10 protein-coding genes are annotated in these 15315 nt (G+C 73.4%); all 10 read right to left on the bottom strand.

Translation table 11 applies throughout. The features are described from left to right. Positions 1–4 precede the first annotated feature (4 nt). Complete coding sequence (locus AB4091_RS14695; protein WP_442292492.1) at positions 5–1081, bottom strand: hypothetical protein; 1077 nt, start codon at positions 1079–1081, stop codon at positions 5–7. Continuing rightward, positions 1078–2361: a lipopolysaccharide biosynthesis protein gene (locus tag AB4091_RS14700; protein ID WP_442292493.1), complete on the bottom strand. Its 1284-nt coding sequence runs from the start codon at positions 2359–2361 to the stop codon at positions 1078–1080. The genes AB4091_RS14695 and AB4091_RS14700 overlap by 4 nt, the downstream gene beginning before the upstream one ends. After that, on the bottom strand, positions 2358–3710 hold the full coding sequence (locus AB4091_RS14705; RefSeq protein WP_442292494.1) for an O-antigen ligase family protein: 1353 nt from the start codon (positions 3708–3710) through the stop codon (positions 2358–2360). Before AB4091_RS14705 ends, AB4091_RS14700 begins: the two co-directional genes overlap by 4 nt. Further along, entirely contained in the window at positions 3701–4747 is a 1047-nt protein-coding gene (locus tag AB4091_RS14710) for a phosphotransferase family protein (RefSeq protein ID WP_442292495.1), read from the bottom strand. The genes AB4091_RS14705 and AB4091_RS14710 overlap by 10 nt, the downstream gene beginning before the upstream one ends. Beyond that, positions 4744–5181, bottom strand: coding sequence for a hypothetical protein (locus tag AB4091_RS14715; protein ID WP_442292496.1), 438 nt, complete (start codon positions 5179–5181; stop codon positions 4744–4746). Before AB4091_RS14715 ends, AB4091_RS14710 begins: the two co-directional genes overlap by 4 nt. Then, complete coding sequence (locus tag AB4091_RS14720) at positions 5178–6353, bottom strand: glycosyltransferase (protein WP_442292497.1); 1176 nt, start codon at positions 6351–6353, stop codon at positions 5178–5180. Before AB4091_RS14720 ends, AB4091_RS14715 begins: the two co-directional genes overlap by 4 nt. Continuing rightward, complete coding sequence (locus AB4091_RS14725; protein ID WP_442292498.1) at positions 6350–7408, bottom strand: hypothetical protein; 1059 nt, start codon at positions 7406–7408, stop codon at positions 6350–6352. The genes AB4091_RS14720 and AB4091_RS14725 overlap by 4 nt, the downstream gene beginning before the upstream one ends. Beyond that, entirely contained in the window at positions 7405–8838 is a 1434-nt protein-coding gene (locus tag AB4091_RS14730; RefSeq protein ID WP_442292499.1) for a hypothetical protein, read from the bottom strand. Before AB4091_RS14730 ends, AB4091_RS14725 begins: the two co-directional genes overlap by 4 nt. A gap of 383 nt (positions 8839–9221) precedes the next feature. Next, positions 9222–13721, bottom strand: a complete 4500-nt coding sequence (locus tag AB4091_RS14735; RefSeq protein WP_442292500.1) for a right-handed parallel beta-helix repeat-containing protein — start codon at positions 13719–13721, stop codon at positions 9222–9224. Between the two features lie 110 nt (positions 13722–13831). After that, positions 13832–15301 (bottom strand): RtcB family protein, encoded by a 1470-nt coding sequence (locus tag AB4091_RS14740; RefSeq protein ID WP_442292501.1) that lies wholly within the window; start codon positions 15299–15301, stop codon positions 13832–13834. Between the last annotated feature and the right edge of the window lie 14 nt (positions 15302–15315).

The following is a 15315-nucleotide window of genomic DNA, read 5'->3' on the forward strand; positions in this document are numbered from 1 at the left end:
GGGATCACCCCGTTCCCGACGCGACCAGCACGCCTCTGAAGATCGACACTGCTGCGGCGACGTCCTGGTCCAGGCCGACCTGGAGCGACGACGGGGTCATGTGGGTCCAGAGCTCGACACCGCGCCGGCGCCGGTCGAGCAGCGCCGCGGTGAGGGCGTTGGGCGCCAGCCTGGGGTCGGTCAGCGTGTACGTGCCCCCCTTGTAGGGCTGGCTCCACGTCCAGATGTCGACGGCGTGCGCGCCGTGTGCGAGGGGCACGTCGACGTAGGTGTGCACGTCGGCCTCGGCCGACTCGCGCGTCCCCTGGTACGCCCCGGGGTGCGCCAGGGCCTTGCGTGCCTGGAGCCGCACCGTGCCACCCCACCGCCGTGAGGCCTCGTCCCAGGCAGCCGCCATGGCGGCGTCACGCGTCGTGCCCCATGCCGCGTACTCGGCGTTGGTGCGCAGTCCGGCGCTGAGGTCGAGGACATCGAGACCGCCTTGGGCCACGTAGCGGTCGACGGCCGCGAGCGCGACCCCCGGGTCGCGGGCCGTCGCGTCCGAGCCGCACGTGCCGCGGCTGGTCGCGGAGGAGGGGCCCACGACCGAGGCGGGGACGCCGGCCCAGCTGAGACAACCGAGCTCGGGGACGATGAGGTCGACGGCGACCTTGAGGCCGGGCAGCCGCTGGTGCAGGGCCCGCGTGGTCGCAGTGAGGAAGGCGAGGTCCGTCTTCGCGTCGGTGCCGTCCTGGTAGCCGAGCTCGTCGGCGATCTTGATGCCGGCGACCCCGGGCCGACCTGCCAGCGCGACGACCGCGTCCATGACCGACGCGTAGCGGGTGGGGCCGGCGACCCATGCCTTGAGCAGGTCTGCCTCGACCCAGGGCTTCGCGCCGTGCGAGGCGACGGCGGCGGCGAGGGCTGCATACTGCGGCCGCACGGTTGCCGACGCGCTCGGTGGCCTGGACGGGGTCGCAGCGGAGCCCGACGTGCAGGCTGCCGCCCCGAGGACGACGGTTGCGACGACGGCTGCGAGCACGGCGCAGCGACCGGGTGCCGCCGCTGGGCGGGTCGGTCGTGCCGACAGCTGCCGGCTCACGTCGACCTCGCAGAGATCCGGCGCCACGCCGAGATCAGGAGGATGTCGGTGACGAGGTAGGCGACGGCGCTCGCCCACGCAGCTCCGAGCGACCCGTGCCGCGGGATGAGGATCAGGTCGAGGGCCAGCGTGACGAGGAAGCCGCCCCCGAGGATCACCGAGCTGAGCCCGGGGCGCCCGGCCCCGAGGAGGTAGCCGGACCCGACCCCGGCCGCGGGCTCGAGGACGAGACCGAGGGAGATCCACACGGCGGGCCACACGGCGTCACGGAACAGCTCGCCGTAGGCGAAGGGCAGCACGACGGCGGCGCTCGAGGCGACGAGGACCGCGGCCACCGCCCCGAGCGCGACGAGGCGGCCGACCCGAAGCCACTCGTGGTGCCACGCACCACCCTGGCGGCCGGCGAACTTGGGATAGGTGACCCAGGTGAGTGCGAGGCCGGGCAGGCGCAGCAGCTCGGCGTACTTCGAGGCGACGACGTAGACGCCGACCTGCGCCGGGCCGGTGAGGACGCCGAGGACGACGACGTCCAGACGCAGGTTGAGCAGGTTGAGGATGCCGCCCACCTGGCTTCGGGCACCGAACGCAGCGACGCGACGGGCCAGTGCGAGGTCGGGCCGACCGACCAGGCGGCCGCCCCGCTCGCGGACGCGACGTCCGATCCGCGCCCACGCGTACGCAGCGACGACGAGGTCGGCGAGGAGCAGGGAGGTGACCAGCAGCGCTCCGCCACGCGACCCGAGCGCCCAGAGCGCCACGAACGCGGGGACGAAGACGGCCTCCTCGGCCGCGGTGACGATGTTGGAACCGCGCGGGTCACCGAGGGCCTGCAGACACGACTTGCCCACCGCGACGGGCAGCTGCGTCGCGACGGTCGCACCCGTGGCCAGGACGACGAGGGTCGTGGTGGTGGGCATGAGGCGGTCGTGGACGATCGGTGTCAGCAGGAGCCAGGCGCCCGTCCCGAGGGCCGCACCGAGCAGCATCAACGAGATCACGGTCGGCCAGAGGCCGGGGTGCCGGGAGTCCGCCCCGGCCACGAAGTAGCCCATGGCGCCGGGCAGGCCACAGGTGGCGACGACCCCGACGAGCCCCGGAAGCACCCGCATCAGCGCGAGCAGGCCGACGTCGTCGGCCCCACCCACACGCGCCACGAGCACGGTCACCGCTGCGACGGAGAGCAGCGCGACCACGCGAGCGCCGACGTTGCCGAGGACCGACCTCGCCGTCTCGCCCCGCAGGACGCCGGGTCGCATCTCGAGCGTGCGGGTGCGGATCATCGTCGCCACCAGGTCCGCGGCACGTGCAGGAGGCGGTCCGTGGTGGCACCCGGGTCGATGCCGGCGATGAGCCCCAGGAAGGCCCAGACGTGCCGGAAGTGCAGCACCTCGTAGAACAGGGCGCCGACCGCGAGCGCGCAGCCGAGACCGAGAAGCACCTCCGGGCGGGGCACGAGCTCGCGCACCCACGCGGACTGCCGCCCGGTGACGACGCGTCCAAGACGTGCGGCCACGGCGAGGAGCAGGACGACGAGTCCCGCCCCGCCGAGGGCGCCACGTTCGACGAGCGTCGCGAGGTAGTCGTTGTGGGCCTCCTTGACGTAGGCCGCCCCGGCTCCCTTGAGCGCGGCCTTGGTCTGGCCCGGGCCGACGCCCACGAGGTCGCCACCCAGGTAGAGGCCGATGGTCTCGTTGGCCAGCTCCTCCCGCGACCCGCTGGACTCCCCCGAGCGGCCCAGCGAGTCGCGGAGCACCTGCGCGCTGTCGGACGCCGTGGCACCGATGCGGTTCAGGTCGACGTGCGGCACGACGAGCGCCACACCGGCCAGGAGGAGCAGCGACGTGGCGGCCGCGGCAAGCACTCCGCGCCGACGGCCCAGTGCGACGACGAGGCCGACGCACGTCATCGTGGCCAGGCCGACCGCCGCCCCGTTCGAGCCGGTGAAGACGAGGGCGAGCAGGATGACGACGGCCGCGAGGACGCGAACCAGCCGCCGACGCACGACCGACGTGGCCACGAGCAGCCCGAGTCCGATCAGGAAGTAGTTGGCGGCGAGGTTCGGGTCGTCGAAGGTCAGCGAGGCGCGGCCGCCGTCCTTGGCCGAGGTGCCGGCCATCCAGCTGATGCCCGCCATGCGTCCCGTGCTGAGCACCGCCGCCCAGAGCACGCTCGACCACACCCAGACGCGGAGGACCACCTCGAGGAGCCAGCGGCGCCGGCGGACGGCGTTGGCGACCGCCGCGCCCCACGCGAGGAGGAACAGGTCCTGCAGCACCGGCAGCAGGGCCACACCGACCTGCACGTGGTAGGCGGCCACGGAACCCGCGACCATGAGCAGGCTGACCGGCAGCAGGTAGGGCACGAGCACCGGGACGCCATCGCGCTTCAGCCAGACCACGACCCCCACGACCACCACCACCATGCCGACGTCGGCGACGGCCGTGTTGCCCGGTCCGCTCGGCACGAGCAGCGGGAGCCCGGCGAGGGCCACGCCCAGCAGGTACGCGATGTGGCGGGGTGCGCGCGAGAAATAGGAGGCATCGAGCGGGTAGCCGTCGGCGGGGTGGGCCCCGCGCGGGGCCGGTGCCGCGCCGCCCGTCACGGGTCGTAGTCCTTCGGTCAGCAGCATCGGAGCAGCTCCGCAGCGAGCGCGAGGTGCCGGCGCGCGAAAGCGGGCTCGTCGGCGACCGCGGCGACCTCTGCGGCCGCGATACCCAGCGCCTCACGCCAGCGCCCCGGGTCCCTCCCGGTCCGGCGCAGGTGGCCCGCCACGACGGCCTGGACCAGCTCCGAGAGCCAGCCGGCGCCGGAGGCCGCGAAGCGGACCGGCTCACCCCACGGGCCGGCGACGAGGCCGGGGTGGCCACTGACCGGGCGTCCCGGATCCGTGTGTCGGTCGAGGTAGAGGAGGTAGGCGAGCACGAAGCGGGTCACGTCACGCAGCGCATCCCCAGCGACCTGCGCGTGCTCCCAGTCGACGACACCGGTCACCCGGCCGCCCGTGCGCAGCACGTTCCCGCACCAGAAGTCGCCGTGCACCATGGTGCGGGGCAGGCCGGGGGGCAGTGCGAGCTCGCGGGAGAGGCCCCGGACGGTGGCCTCGACCGTTCTCGCCTCGGCGTCGCCCGGCCAGCGGGCAGCCACCAGCGCGGCCACCGCGGCGGGGTCGGTCGGCACACGGTCGGTGGGTGCACTCGTGGCCCGGTCGGGCACCGGCACACGGGCGAGCTGCTCCAGCCAGGAGACCGCGGCGTCGAGATCGCCCCGGACCGTGGTGGGGCGCGCGGTGTGTCGCCACCGGTGGTAGTCCACTGCCATCGGCACGCCGGGCACGACGCTCGTGACGAGGACGGCGCTGTCCGGGGCGTGACGGCAGTCCAGGACACGGGGGACGGTCCCTCCCACCAGGTCCGGCCCGAGCTGTGCGGCCGCGGTCAGTGCAGCTGCCTCGGCGAGAACGGCCGGCACCGCTCCCGGCACCATCGCGACCTTGAGCGCGAGGGCCGGTAGCGCGTCGGTGGGCCGGAAGACGAGGACCGTGGCCTTCGGGTGGTCGTCACGGGAGAGCCCGACCACGAGCAGCCGCCTCGGGCCCGGACCCACGTGCTCGCGCAGCGTCGTCCGCAGCAGGTCGGCCGCTCGACCCTCGACGAGCGCGGTCGTCATGTCCGTGTCCCGATGACGAGCCGACCGGGCACCACGGCTGACACGAGGAGCCGCACCGCGGCCGCACCGCTCGGGTGGGTGACCGCGCTCCGCGCCAGCCTGCTCATGCCGTGGACCGCCGAGTGGCCGAGGGCGACACCGGGTGGCGGGGCCAGGAAGGTCTCGACCAGCCACGCAAGGGGTCTCACGTCGTCGCTCATGACGAACGAGGCCCGCCGCCAGCTGGGCAGGACCACGAACTCGTCGTCGATGCGGACACCGAGCCGGGTCGCGGCCCGGCGCAGGCGCCGTCGCCCTCCGGGCCGGCCGTCGGCCAGCGCGACGACCGTGCCCGCAGGAGCCCGCCGGACGCGTACGCCGTCGGCGGGGTCGGACGGCCAGGCGACCACCGCCCCGGTCGGCACGAGGAGACCTGCTGCTGGGGGCAGTGTCACGACGCACGCCCCAGCTCGGCACGGACGAAGAGGTGGCTGCGGCGGCTCGGAGCCTGCGAGTAGACGTGGTCGAGAACCTCCCCGGCGGTGCGGGAGTCGTAACGCGCGCCGAGGTGCTCGCGCGCCCGAACGGCCCACGCCCGCGCCTCTTCAGGATGCGCCAGCGCATGGTCGAGCGCTGCCGCCAGCAGGTCGGGTCTGGCGGGCGGAACGAGCAGGCCCGTCTCCCCCGGGACGACGACGTCCGGCACGGCGTTGACGGCCGTGGCCACGACGGGGATGCCGCACTGCTGGGCCTCGACGATCACGCAGGGCAGACCTTCGTAGCGGCTGGCGAGGGCGAAGACGTCGAACGCCGGGAGCAGCTGTGCGACGTCGTTGCGGTTGCCCAGCAGGTGCACCCGGTCCTCGAGCCCCAGGCGGCGTACGTCGGAGGCCGTGCGCCCCGCCAGCTCGCCGTCGCCGACCCAGACGAGCAGCGCGCGGGTGCGCATGCGGGCCACGGCGTGCAGCAGGTGCTCGGGCGCCTTCTGGTGGTCGAGGCGACCGACCGTGCCCACGACCTGCGCCGCTGCCGGGATCCCGAGGGCCGCGCGGGCCCGTGCGCGCGTCCCCGGGTCGAGGACGACCGTCGGGTCGTCCACGACCGGACCGACCGTGTGCAGCTGCTCGGGCCGGGCGAGTCCCCGACGGAGGGCCTCCACCGCCACTCCGGTTCCGACGGCCAGGTAGACGTCGGTGATCCTCGAGAGCCGTCGCTCGACCGCGACGTAGGCCGCGTGCGGCGCCGGGTTCTGGAACTCGTGGAACGGGAAGCCGTGGAGGGTGTGGACGATGAGGCCCACGCCGGCACGATGGGCGGCGAGGCGTCCCAGCACGCCGGCCTTGGCGGAGTGGGTGTGGACGACGTCCGGGGCGTGCGTGCGCACCAGTCCGAGGATCCGGCGCAGCGCAGCCGCGTCGTCCGAGGGCCTGATCTGGGGCACGAGCTCGGGCACGACGACGACCTCGACACCGGCGGCGCGCGCCCGGTCGAGCAGCACCCCTTCCCGCGTGCCGGTGACGAGGATGCTCTCGTAGCGCTCGGGATCCAGCGCGGTGGCGCCGCGCACGACGACCCCACCAGCGCCCGCGACGCACCGGGTGACGACGTGCATGATGCGTCGCCTCATGGCCGCCAAGCCTCCTCGCCGGTCAGCACCGGCATCGAGCGTACGCGGGTGACGAGCTCCTCGAGGGTGAGGCCGGGGCGGGAGGGCAGTCGGACCTCGTAGGCCGGCAGCCGCCTCGCGAGCCGGTCGGACACCTCGACGACCGGGGGGTGGGCCGGACCTCGCCCCGTGGCGAGGGCCAGGGTGGCGGCGAAGGCCCAGTAGCGGCGCAGCTCGCCCGCCGCATAGGTGCCGCCCACGAGCTCGCGGGCCGCCGCCTCGGGGTCGAGGTGACGCACGGTGGCGTCCTCGGTGTCCCCACGCCGCAGCACGAGGATCGTGTCCGGCACGACGGCGTCGCAGTGACGGACCCAGCCGGACTCACGCCGACCGTGCGGCATCCGTCGACCCATACCGGAGGTGGTGCGTGCCGGCTCGAGCAGGCCCTGCAGCTCGGTGCCGTCGGTCGTGCAGATGTTGTCGCTCACGGGCGCCCCGGTGGCGGCGTCGAGCGTGGCCACCAGGGTCGACTTGCCGACACCGCCGGGGCCTGCGAGCACCACGCCGTGTCCTGAGACCGTGGCCGCCGAGACGTGCAGCGGAGCTCGGCCGTGCACCCCCGCCCACCACAGCGCGGGAAACTGCAGCAGGACCGCCCGGTGGAGCAGCAGCCGCCGGTCGGGGGCCGCGAGGCCGAGCGCACGGTGGCGCCAGGCCGGCGCGGGGTGGACGACCACCTGGAGCCGTGATCCGTGCGGATGCAGCACCAGGTCCAGCCCGCTCGAGCAGGCGTCCTGCAGGATCACCTCGTGCCCGTCGGTCCAGGCCCCACGCGTCACCAGCCGGTGCCGCGCGCTCGGGACGACCGGCTCGCCCTGCGCCACGGTGACGACGACGTCGACGGCCCGGGCCCGGGAGGAGGACTCCGGGCCGTCGAGCTCCTGGTGGCCGAGCCCCTCATCCTCGAGCTCCTGGCCGGCGCAGGCTTCGCGCACGACCCGGGTCCAACGCGTCGCCGCGGGGCCGACGGCGGAGACCTCGACCGTGAGCCCGGCGGTTCGCAGTCGCACGCTCATCGCTGCAGCACCTCCCCCGGATGCGTCGCGTTCCAGTGCTCGCCGTGGTCGACGCCGTTCTGCGCGGTGCCGACCGGTTTCGCGGTGCCGGCCGGCTTCGTGAGGACTGGCATCGAGGGGACGGGCATCGTGGGGACGACGGGTTCGGGCCGCCGGGTCTTCCAAGGGCGGACGGGCGACGGCACGCCGGCCGCGACCGGCTGCTCGTGCTTCGCAGCCGCACGCCTCAGGGTTCGCCGCTGCCAGAACCACCGGCGTGGGTAGCTGATCATCCCCACGACGGGCCAGCCCAGGGCGTCGACGAACGACATGGTGTCGACGAGGGCGCGCACCTTGACGTGACGGGGTGACAGCACCGCGATGACGGGTGACGTGCCGGGCTCGACCCAGTCCCGGCCGACGACGGAGCAGGCGACCCGGTGCCGTGCCTTCTCGCCATCGGGACCGAGCAGGGTGGCGACCGGTCTCGCCGCCGGCTCGTCCCGCGGGTCCACGAGGACGGCAAGGGTGTTGCTCGCGTCGTACCTCCGGGCCAGCAGGGCCAGCCGGTCGGCGACCGGGCCGGCCGCGCTCGTGGTTCGGCGTGACAGGTCGAGTCGCGGCAGGTGGCCGATGTGCGGCACCTCGAGCGCCCGGGCGATGGAACGGCTCGAGCGCAGCCGCGGACGCAGGGCCTCGAGCCCCGCTGCGAGCCCGCCGCCGACGAGCGCCCCGATGAGCGCCGCGAGCACGGCTCGCTGCAGGTCCTGCCTCGGCAGGGCCACGCTCGGCACCCGCACCGGGTCGAGAAGGACCGCGTGCGAAGGGGAGGGCGCGGCCAGGTTGAGGTCGGACATCTGCCGCTCCAGCTCGGCCTGCGCGGTCGTCAGGGACGTCAGCTGCGCCTGGATCGACAGGGCCGCCCCGCCCTTCGGGTCGACGTTGTTCAGCTTGGCGGCGAGCCGGTTGCGCTGGCGGGCGAGGGAGTTGAGTTGGCTCTGGACACCCTGTCGCCGTTGGTTGCTCGTGGGCTGGTCACCGACGTTGGAGACCCTGATGACGTCGTTCGTGATGGACTTCGCGATCGTCGCCGCACGTGTCGGGCTCGTGTCTGTCACCACGATCTCCATGACGGGCGAGACGCCCACCCGTCGCACGTCGATGTAGTGGGCCGCGAAGTCGTTGGCGTCCGCGCGCAGTCGGGCCTTGTCGAGCGCGGAGCGCACGACACCGGGGCTCGTCGCGATGCCGAGGACCCGCTGGCTGGTGGCGTCGGCCTGGACGTTGGAGGCAGCGAGCTCGGTGCCCATCTGGACCCGGGCCACCGCCTCGTAGACGTCGGGCTCGCCGCGGCTCACGTACGACACGACACCGTAGGGAGCCACGATGCACAGGAGGATCAGCAGCCAGTGTCCCCGGATGACCCGGCCGAACGCGTCGTCGATCGTCAATGTCCCCACCCTCTCAATGCCGCACTTGTCTCTTCCGACGCTAGGTGCCCCCTTCGGGAGGGTCATCGCGTGCCGAGGGGACAGCCGCCTACGTCGAACGACGGACCCCCGCAGGGCGGCCACGCGCGCCACCGGTTCCCGGGCTCGGGCGCTCGCTCCACCGACGTGCTGGGCGGCGCACCTGCGCTGCCCACGGCGCGCGCCGTGGGCAGCCGGCGACGGCCCGTAAGCGACCGGCGGCCGCCCGTGCGCGGGCGGGGGGCGACCGGGGCGACGCTCCCACTGGGGGGTTGGGGAAGTGGTCGTCGCCCCGGCCGCGCTGGGGGGGCACGCACCATCCGGGCCCGGCCCCCTGGACGGGGGACCGCCGCCCTCTCGGTGCGCTACAGCCGGAGTTTCGCGGTGGCCGTGTCGGTCTGGCCGGTGTCGTCGGTCACCGTGACGCGGGCCGTGATGTTGTTACCTCCGACGGCATACGTGCAGGTCGCGGTGCGAGCCGTCGTCGGGCCGACGACCGTCCCGTTGCCGCACGCGTACGTGTACGTCAGGGCGTGCTTTTCGGGGTCGACGGACCCGGAGGCGTCCAGGGTGGCGACCGTGGGCGCCCGCGGCGCCGAGAGGGTCACGACGAGGCTCGCGACCGGGGGCTTGTTCGCCGCGACTGCCACCGTCACCGTGGGGCTCGTGGCCCTCTGACCGGCGTCGTCCGTCACCGTGACGCTCGCCTTGAACGAGCCGCCCGCGGGGTAGCTGCAGGTGGCCGTCGACCCGCTCTGCGGCCCGACCGAGGTCCCGTTGCCGCAGGCGAAGGTGTAGGTGAGTGCCCGGCCCTCCGGGTCACGCGACGCGGACGCGTCGAAGCGCGCCGTCGTCGGCGCCACGGAACCGGGTGGCGTCACCAGGCTCATCGACGCGGTCGGTGGCTTGTTGGCGGCAGCCGTCACGGTCGTCGTCGCGGTGGCGGTGCGCCCGCTGACGCTGCTGAGCACGGTCACCGACGCGGTGAAGGTCCCTGTCTTCGCGTAGCTGCAGACCGTCGTGGGCGAGCTCTGGGCCGTGCCGGTGCTGCCGGTGGCGCAGGTGAACGTGTAGGTGAGGGTGCCCCCTTCGGGGTCGGTCGACGCAGCCGCCGACAGCGTCACCGCGAACGGCACGACACCCGACGGGGGTGACGCCGACAGCGCAGCCTTCGGCGGGGCGAACGGGGGCGACACCGGAACGGGCGTCGTGGCGGTGGAGTCGAGGCCCAGCTGGTCCACGACCCGCACCGAGGCGGTGTAGCTGCCTGCGACGGCATACGTGCACGAGGCCGTGGCCGTCGCCTGCGGACCGACGGTCGCGCCGTTGCCGCAGGTGAAGGTGTAGGTCACGAGAGGGCTGTCGCCCGCGGTCGAGGAGGCGGCCGAGAGCTGGACGGTGAGGGGCACGCGGCCGGTGGCCGGCGTTGCCGACAGGGCGGCCGTGGGTCCGGTGGGCTGGAGCGAGCCGTGGTACTCGAGGGCGCCCCGGTCACCGTATGCCGGTGTGCCCGCCCCGGTGTCGGGGATCACTGGCACGTCCACGGGTGCGATCCCGTCGTGGTCGGTCGCAGCAGCCCCGGCGACGCCGAGGTCGGCGCTGTCGACGGCGGGCGACGTGAGCGTCAGCGCGAGGTTGCGGCCGGTCAGGTCCGCGAACCGCGGTGCCGCAGCGAGGTCCTTGCCGCCCTGGCCGCTGGCCGTCCTGAACGTGGCCACGGTCGTGTAGGGGGCCGAGTTCCACTCGTAGAGAGGGCCGCCCGCAGTCTGGTAGACGAGGTTGCTGTCCACCGTCGATCCCGGTGCCGAGCTCTCGTCGAGTCTGATGTCACCGATGGTCCGCGTGCTCGCGACAGCGTTGTCGATGCTGACGTTGTCAGCCACGACCGACCCGAAGCAGCCTCCCTCGAGGTTGATCCCGGCGGTCGAGTTCCCGACGACCGTGTTGCCGACGACGTGGTCCCCGAGCGAGCCGAGGCAGTCGAGGCCGTGGTCGCCGTTGTCGTAGGAGACGTTGCGCCGCACCGTCGCGTTGTCGGAGCCGGTGTAGATCTCGATGCCGGAGTCCTGGTTGGCATACGTGGTGTTGCGCTCGACGAGTGCACCGGTGGAGCCCAGGCTGACGTCGATGCCGTCGGCGAGGCGCTGGGTGAGCTGGACGTTGTCATGGGCCACGTTCCCGGAGACGGTCGCGCCGGTGCTCGTCTGGATGCTGATGCCGTGGAAGCCGTTCGAGAACGTTGCGTTGCCGGACACGACGGCGTCGGGGCTGGTCGCGATGCGGATCCCGATGGAGCCGTTGTCCGTCGCCGTCGCCCCCGAGACGGTCGTGCGGCTGGAGCGGTCGGACGAGATGCCGTAGCTCGACTCGAGCCGGGCCACGGCCGATGAGACGACGACGTCGGACGAGTCCTGGATGCTGACGCCGGGGCCGTTCTGTCCTTGTGTCGTGAAGCCGTCGACGACCACGGAGCGCGCGTTCCAGAGCTTGAAGCCGTAGGTGCGGGTCGACGCCTCCAGGGTCGTCCCGTCTGCCGGGTTGGCCCCACCGGCGTCGACGTACAACGTGCTCGTGGCGGCGTCGTAGAAGAACGTGCCGGCCGTCGTCGTGGTGCTGCTCGAGGCGAGCGCCAGTCGCGTGCCGTTGCGCAGCACCTGCGTGACCGGGGCGGAGCTCGCGACGGACGCCTTCCAGGCGTTGGTGGACGTCGCGGTCCACAGCGAGCCGGCGGACAGGTCGGACGACCCGAGGAGGCGGACGACGCCGTGCGCCCGGAAGGTCAGCGGAGCGGTGGGCATTCCGGTGTGCAGGGGTGTCACCTGCTCGCGGTAGTCGCCGGGCTCGACGAGCACCGTGTCCCCCGCCAGGGCGACGGCAGCCGCGCGGCCGATGGAGCAGAACGGTGGCGACGTGCCGCCGCCCGCGTCAGAGCAGGTGGGGTCGGCCCCGTCGACGTGGTACACCACGAGGGGTCGGTCGGTCAGGGTGACCGTGACCTCCGACGTCCCCGTCAGTCCCCCGATGTCGGTCACGATGACGCGCACGACGTGCGTACCCACCGACGCGATGTCGTGCGACGCGACGGCCGAGGCCTGCGGCCCGATCACCGTCCCGTCACCGAAGTCGAACGTGTAACTGGCGATCCCCTGCCCGTCCACGTCGCTCGAGCCGCGGGCGTCGGCCGTGACCGGCACCGAGGGCGGCACCTGGCCGGTCGTGGCGGAGAGGACGAGCGCGGCGTGCGGTGCGTTCGTCGCCGAGTCCCCCGACTGCGGAACGCGTTCGAAGGCACCACGGTCCGCGTACGCGGGGGTTCCGGTTCCGCTGTCGACGACGGTGGGGTCGTCGACCGGGGCCTGTCCCGCGGCGTCGTTGCCCTCGAAGCCGGAGGCCGTCACGTCCGCCGAGTCGATGGCGGCCGACTGGGCTCCGAGGCGGAAGTCGTGGGCTGCCGCGTCAGCGAACATAGGGTCGCTCCCCAGACCTGCGGACTCCAGGCCCGTCGCGGCCCGCAGCTCGGAGACGGTCTGGTAGCGCGACAGCCCGATGCGCGCGGCCGGCACCCACTCGCTGTTCCACAGCAGGTCGCTGTCGGCCGTCAGGCCCGTGGCAGACGTCTGCTCGACGTAGAGGTCGTGGCGGCCGGTGGACAGGCCGTTGTCGACGCTGATGTTGTCGCGCAGCGTGGCGCCGGTGCTCTGGCCCTCGATCGAGATGCCGTCGTCGTGGTTGCCGTATGCCGTGTTGGACAGGTAGCGCACGTCCGTCGACGCGAGCGTGTCGAAGCCGTGGTTGCCGTTGCCCCAGCTGACGTTTCGCAGCACGAGTGCCCGGGCGGAGGAGCCGTAGACCTGGAACCCGCTGTCCTGGTTGCCGTGCGACACGTTGCCGCGCAGCACGGTGTCCGTCGAGCCGGAGCTGACGTCGACGCCTGCTGCGGTGGCGGTGCCGGACGTGACGGCGTTGTCGGCCGTCTCGGAGTACTGGACGACGTTACCGGTCGACGCCTGCAGCGAGATGCCGTGGTTGCCCGACGCGGTGACCTTGGCCCCGGAGATGGTCGAGGCCGTCGTCGCACTCAGCTTGATCCCGATGGAGGCCGACGACGTGACGCTCGCACCGGAGACCGTCACCGCCGAGCTGGACGACTCGAGCAGGATGCCGTAGCTGGCACTGACGGCGCTCGAGTCGTCACGCAGCGTCACGGAGCTGCTGCCGCTGACGCGCAGCCCGACGCCGTTCTGGCCGGTCGTGGCGAAGCCGGCGATGGTGACGTCCGTGCGCCCGACCACGTTGAAGCCGTACGTCTGGGCTCCCGCCCGGATGGCGCGCCCGCTCGGGGTCGAGCCGCCGAGGTTGACGTGCAGCACCTTGGCCGTCGCGTCGTAGTAGAACGAACCGGCCGCCAGGGTGCTCGCGCCCGTGCCCGCTGCGAGGCGGGCGCCGTCGACGAACACCTGCTTGGGGGCGCTCGGAGGTGCGAACGGCGTGCTGAACGTGCCTCCGGTCGTCGGCGTCCAGGCTGCGGTCGAGAGGTCCCGCGTGCCGTCGACGACCACGCCGGGAGCCGCGGCCACGAAGGTGACCGGCACGCCGCCCGCCCCGGAGGCACCGACGGTGACCTGCTCGGGGTAGGTGCCGGGACGCACCGTGACCGTGTCTCCGGGGGTGACCGCCTTCGACGCGGCAGCGGAGATCGTGCAGAACGGCGTCGTGGCGCTGCCGGGACCCGTGTTGCTGCATCCTGCCGCTGTGTTGTCGACCCACCAGGAGGTGGCCGCGGACGCGGGCGGTGCCGCAGTCAGCTGCCAGCCGAGTGCCAGGACGGCGGCGGCCGGTGCCGCGAGCGCCACTCGAAAATGCATGGTCGGCTCCTGGTACGTGGTCGAGGTGTGCGTGAGGGGTCTTGGGTCGGTGACGTGCGTCGGTGAGGTGCGTCGGTGAGGTGCGTCGGTGAGGTGCGTCGGTGAGGTGCTCAGTGCAGGACGGCGAAGGGGCGCATCCGTGCGACGGGACGCACGATGCGGTGCCGGGTCAGCACCGACAGGGCGGCGTCGACGCCGTGGTCGTCGAGGTGGGGTGTCTGGGTCGGGGCCGTGTCGCCGTAGCGGTAGCGCCGGGTCGCGTGCCCGGCGACGTGCAGCGTGGAGCGCCCGTCGGCCTCGAACTGGTCGATCACCGTGCCGGCGCCGTGACACGCGGAGTGGAGGCTGTCGGCGGACCGCTCACCGGCGACCGCGAGGTAGGACGACGTCCGGTGCGTGCCCGGCAGGAGGACGGCCTGGCCGGTGGTCGCGAAGACCGAGCCCGACGGCATACGTTCTGCCGGGAAGGCGCGGCAGGAGTTGTGCCGGTGCACGACCGCGACCCGGCCGTCGACGTGCTCCTCGTAGATCGAGTTGTGCGGCGAGTCGACCACGAGCTGCCCCGGGTCACCGCCGAAGACCCGCAGGGCGATCGAGCGCAGGGCGGCATACGTGGCCAGGCGGAAGGCGAAGCCGTAGTTCATCGCCGCGGCGTTGGCGAGCATGAGCCGCTGACCCTCGTCGCTGCCGAGCTCGACGGGCACGCAGCCGCGGGCGAAGTAGAGGCGCATCCGCTCGCGCAGCTGCCCGGCGGAGCGGGCAGTGGCCAGGTGGAAGAGCGGCTTCTGCACGGCCATGGCGGCCTGCATCACCCGGGCCGTGTCGCGCCGCCGCTGGAAGAGGTGGCCGATCTCGCCGGTCAGCACCCCTCCCCCAGCGTGGTACTGCAGGGTCACCTGCCCTTCCCGGATCCCCAGCAGCTCGGCCGCGGCGGGGTCGAGCACCTCCTCCACCTGCTGCAGCTCGATGAAGTGGTTCGTCGGACCCACCGTGCCGAACCGCAGTCGGGCGAGCTGCCATGTCAGCGCCGGCACCTCCCGGCGCAGCCGCGTCGCGCCGCCCCACTGTTCGAGATCGACGCGCCCTGACTCCTCGATGCGCTCCAGCTCGTCCGGGTCGACCCCCCAGCGCTCGGCAGCGAACGCGGCGCCGTCGGTGGCCGCGGCGACCACCTCTGAGCCGGTCAGCTCGCGGCCCCCGCGGGTGGGGTAGGGGTAGCGCTCCCGCACGGCGCGGTAGAACTCGTCGACCGCGCGGTCGTCGGGACGGTCGGTACCGAGGCCGATCAGCGCCATCCCGCAGTTGACCGACGAGCTCGTGAAGGTGGGGCGGATCGTGCCCCGAGTGGCCACCGCGATGCTCGACGGCATCTCCATCGTGCGCTTGTGGTGGAAGTCCGGCAGCACGACCGGTGGCGCGGCGAGGTCGAGCCCCGCGGCCCCCATCTCGAGGGAGTGGAGCGTCGCCTCGTCGGCCCGCAGCCCGGGCGCGTCGAGTACGGTCGCGGCGTTCGGTCGTCGCGTGGGACGGGGCGTCGCGGGGGCGTCCGGCCCGGTGGCGGCGATGACGGTGAGATCCACGGTTTCCTCTTTCG

Origin of the sequence: Terrabacter sp. 2RAF25 (assembly GCF_052115265.1) — a bacterium.
Taxonomy (GTDB): Bacteria; Actinomycetota; Actinomycetes; order Actinomycetales; family Dermatophilaceae; genus Terrabacter.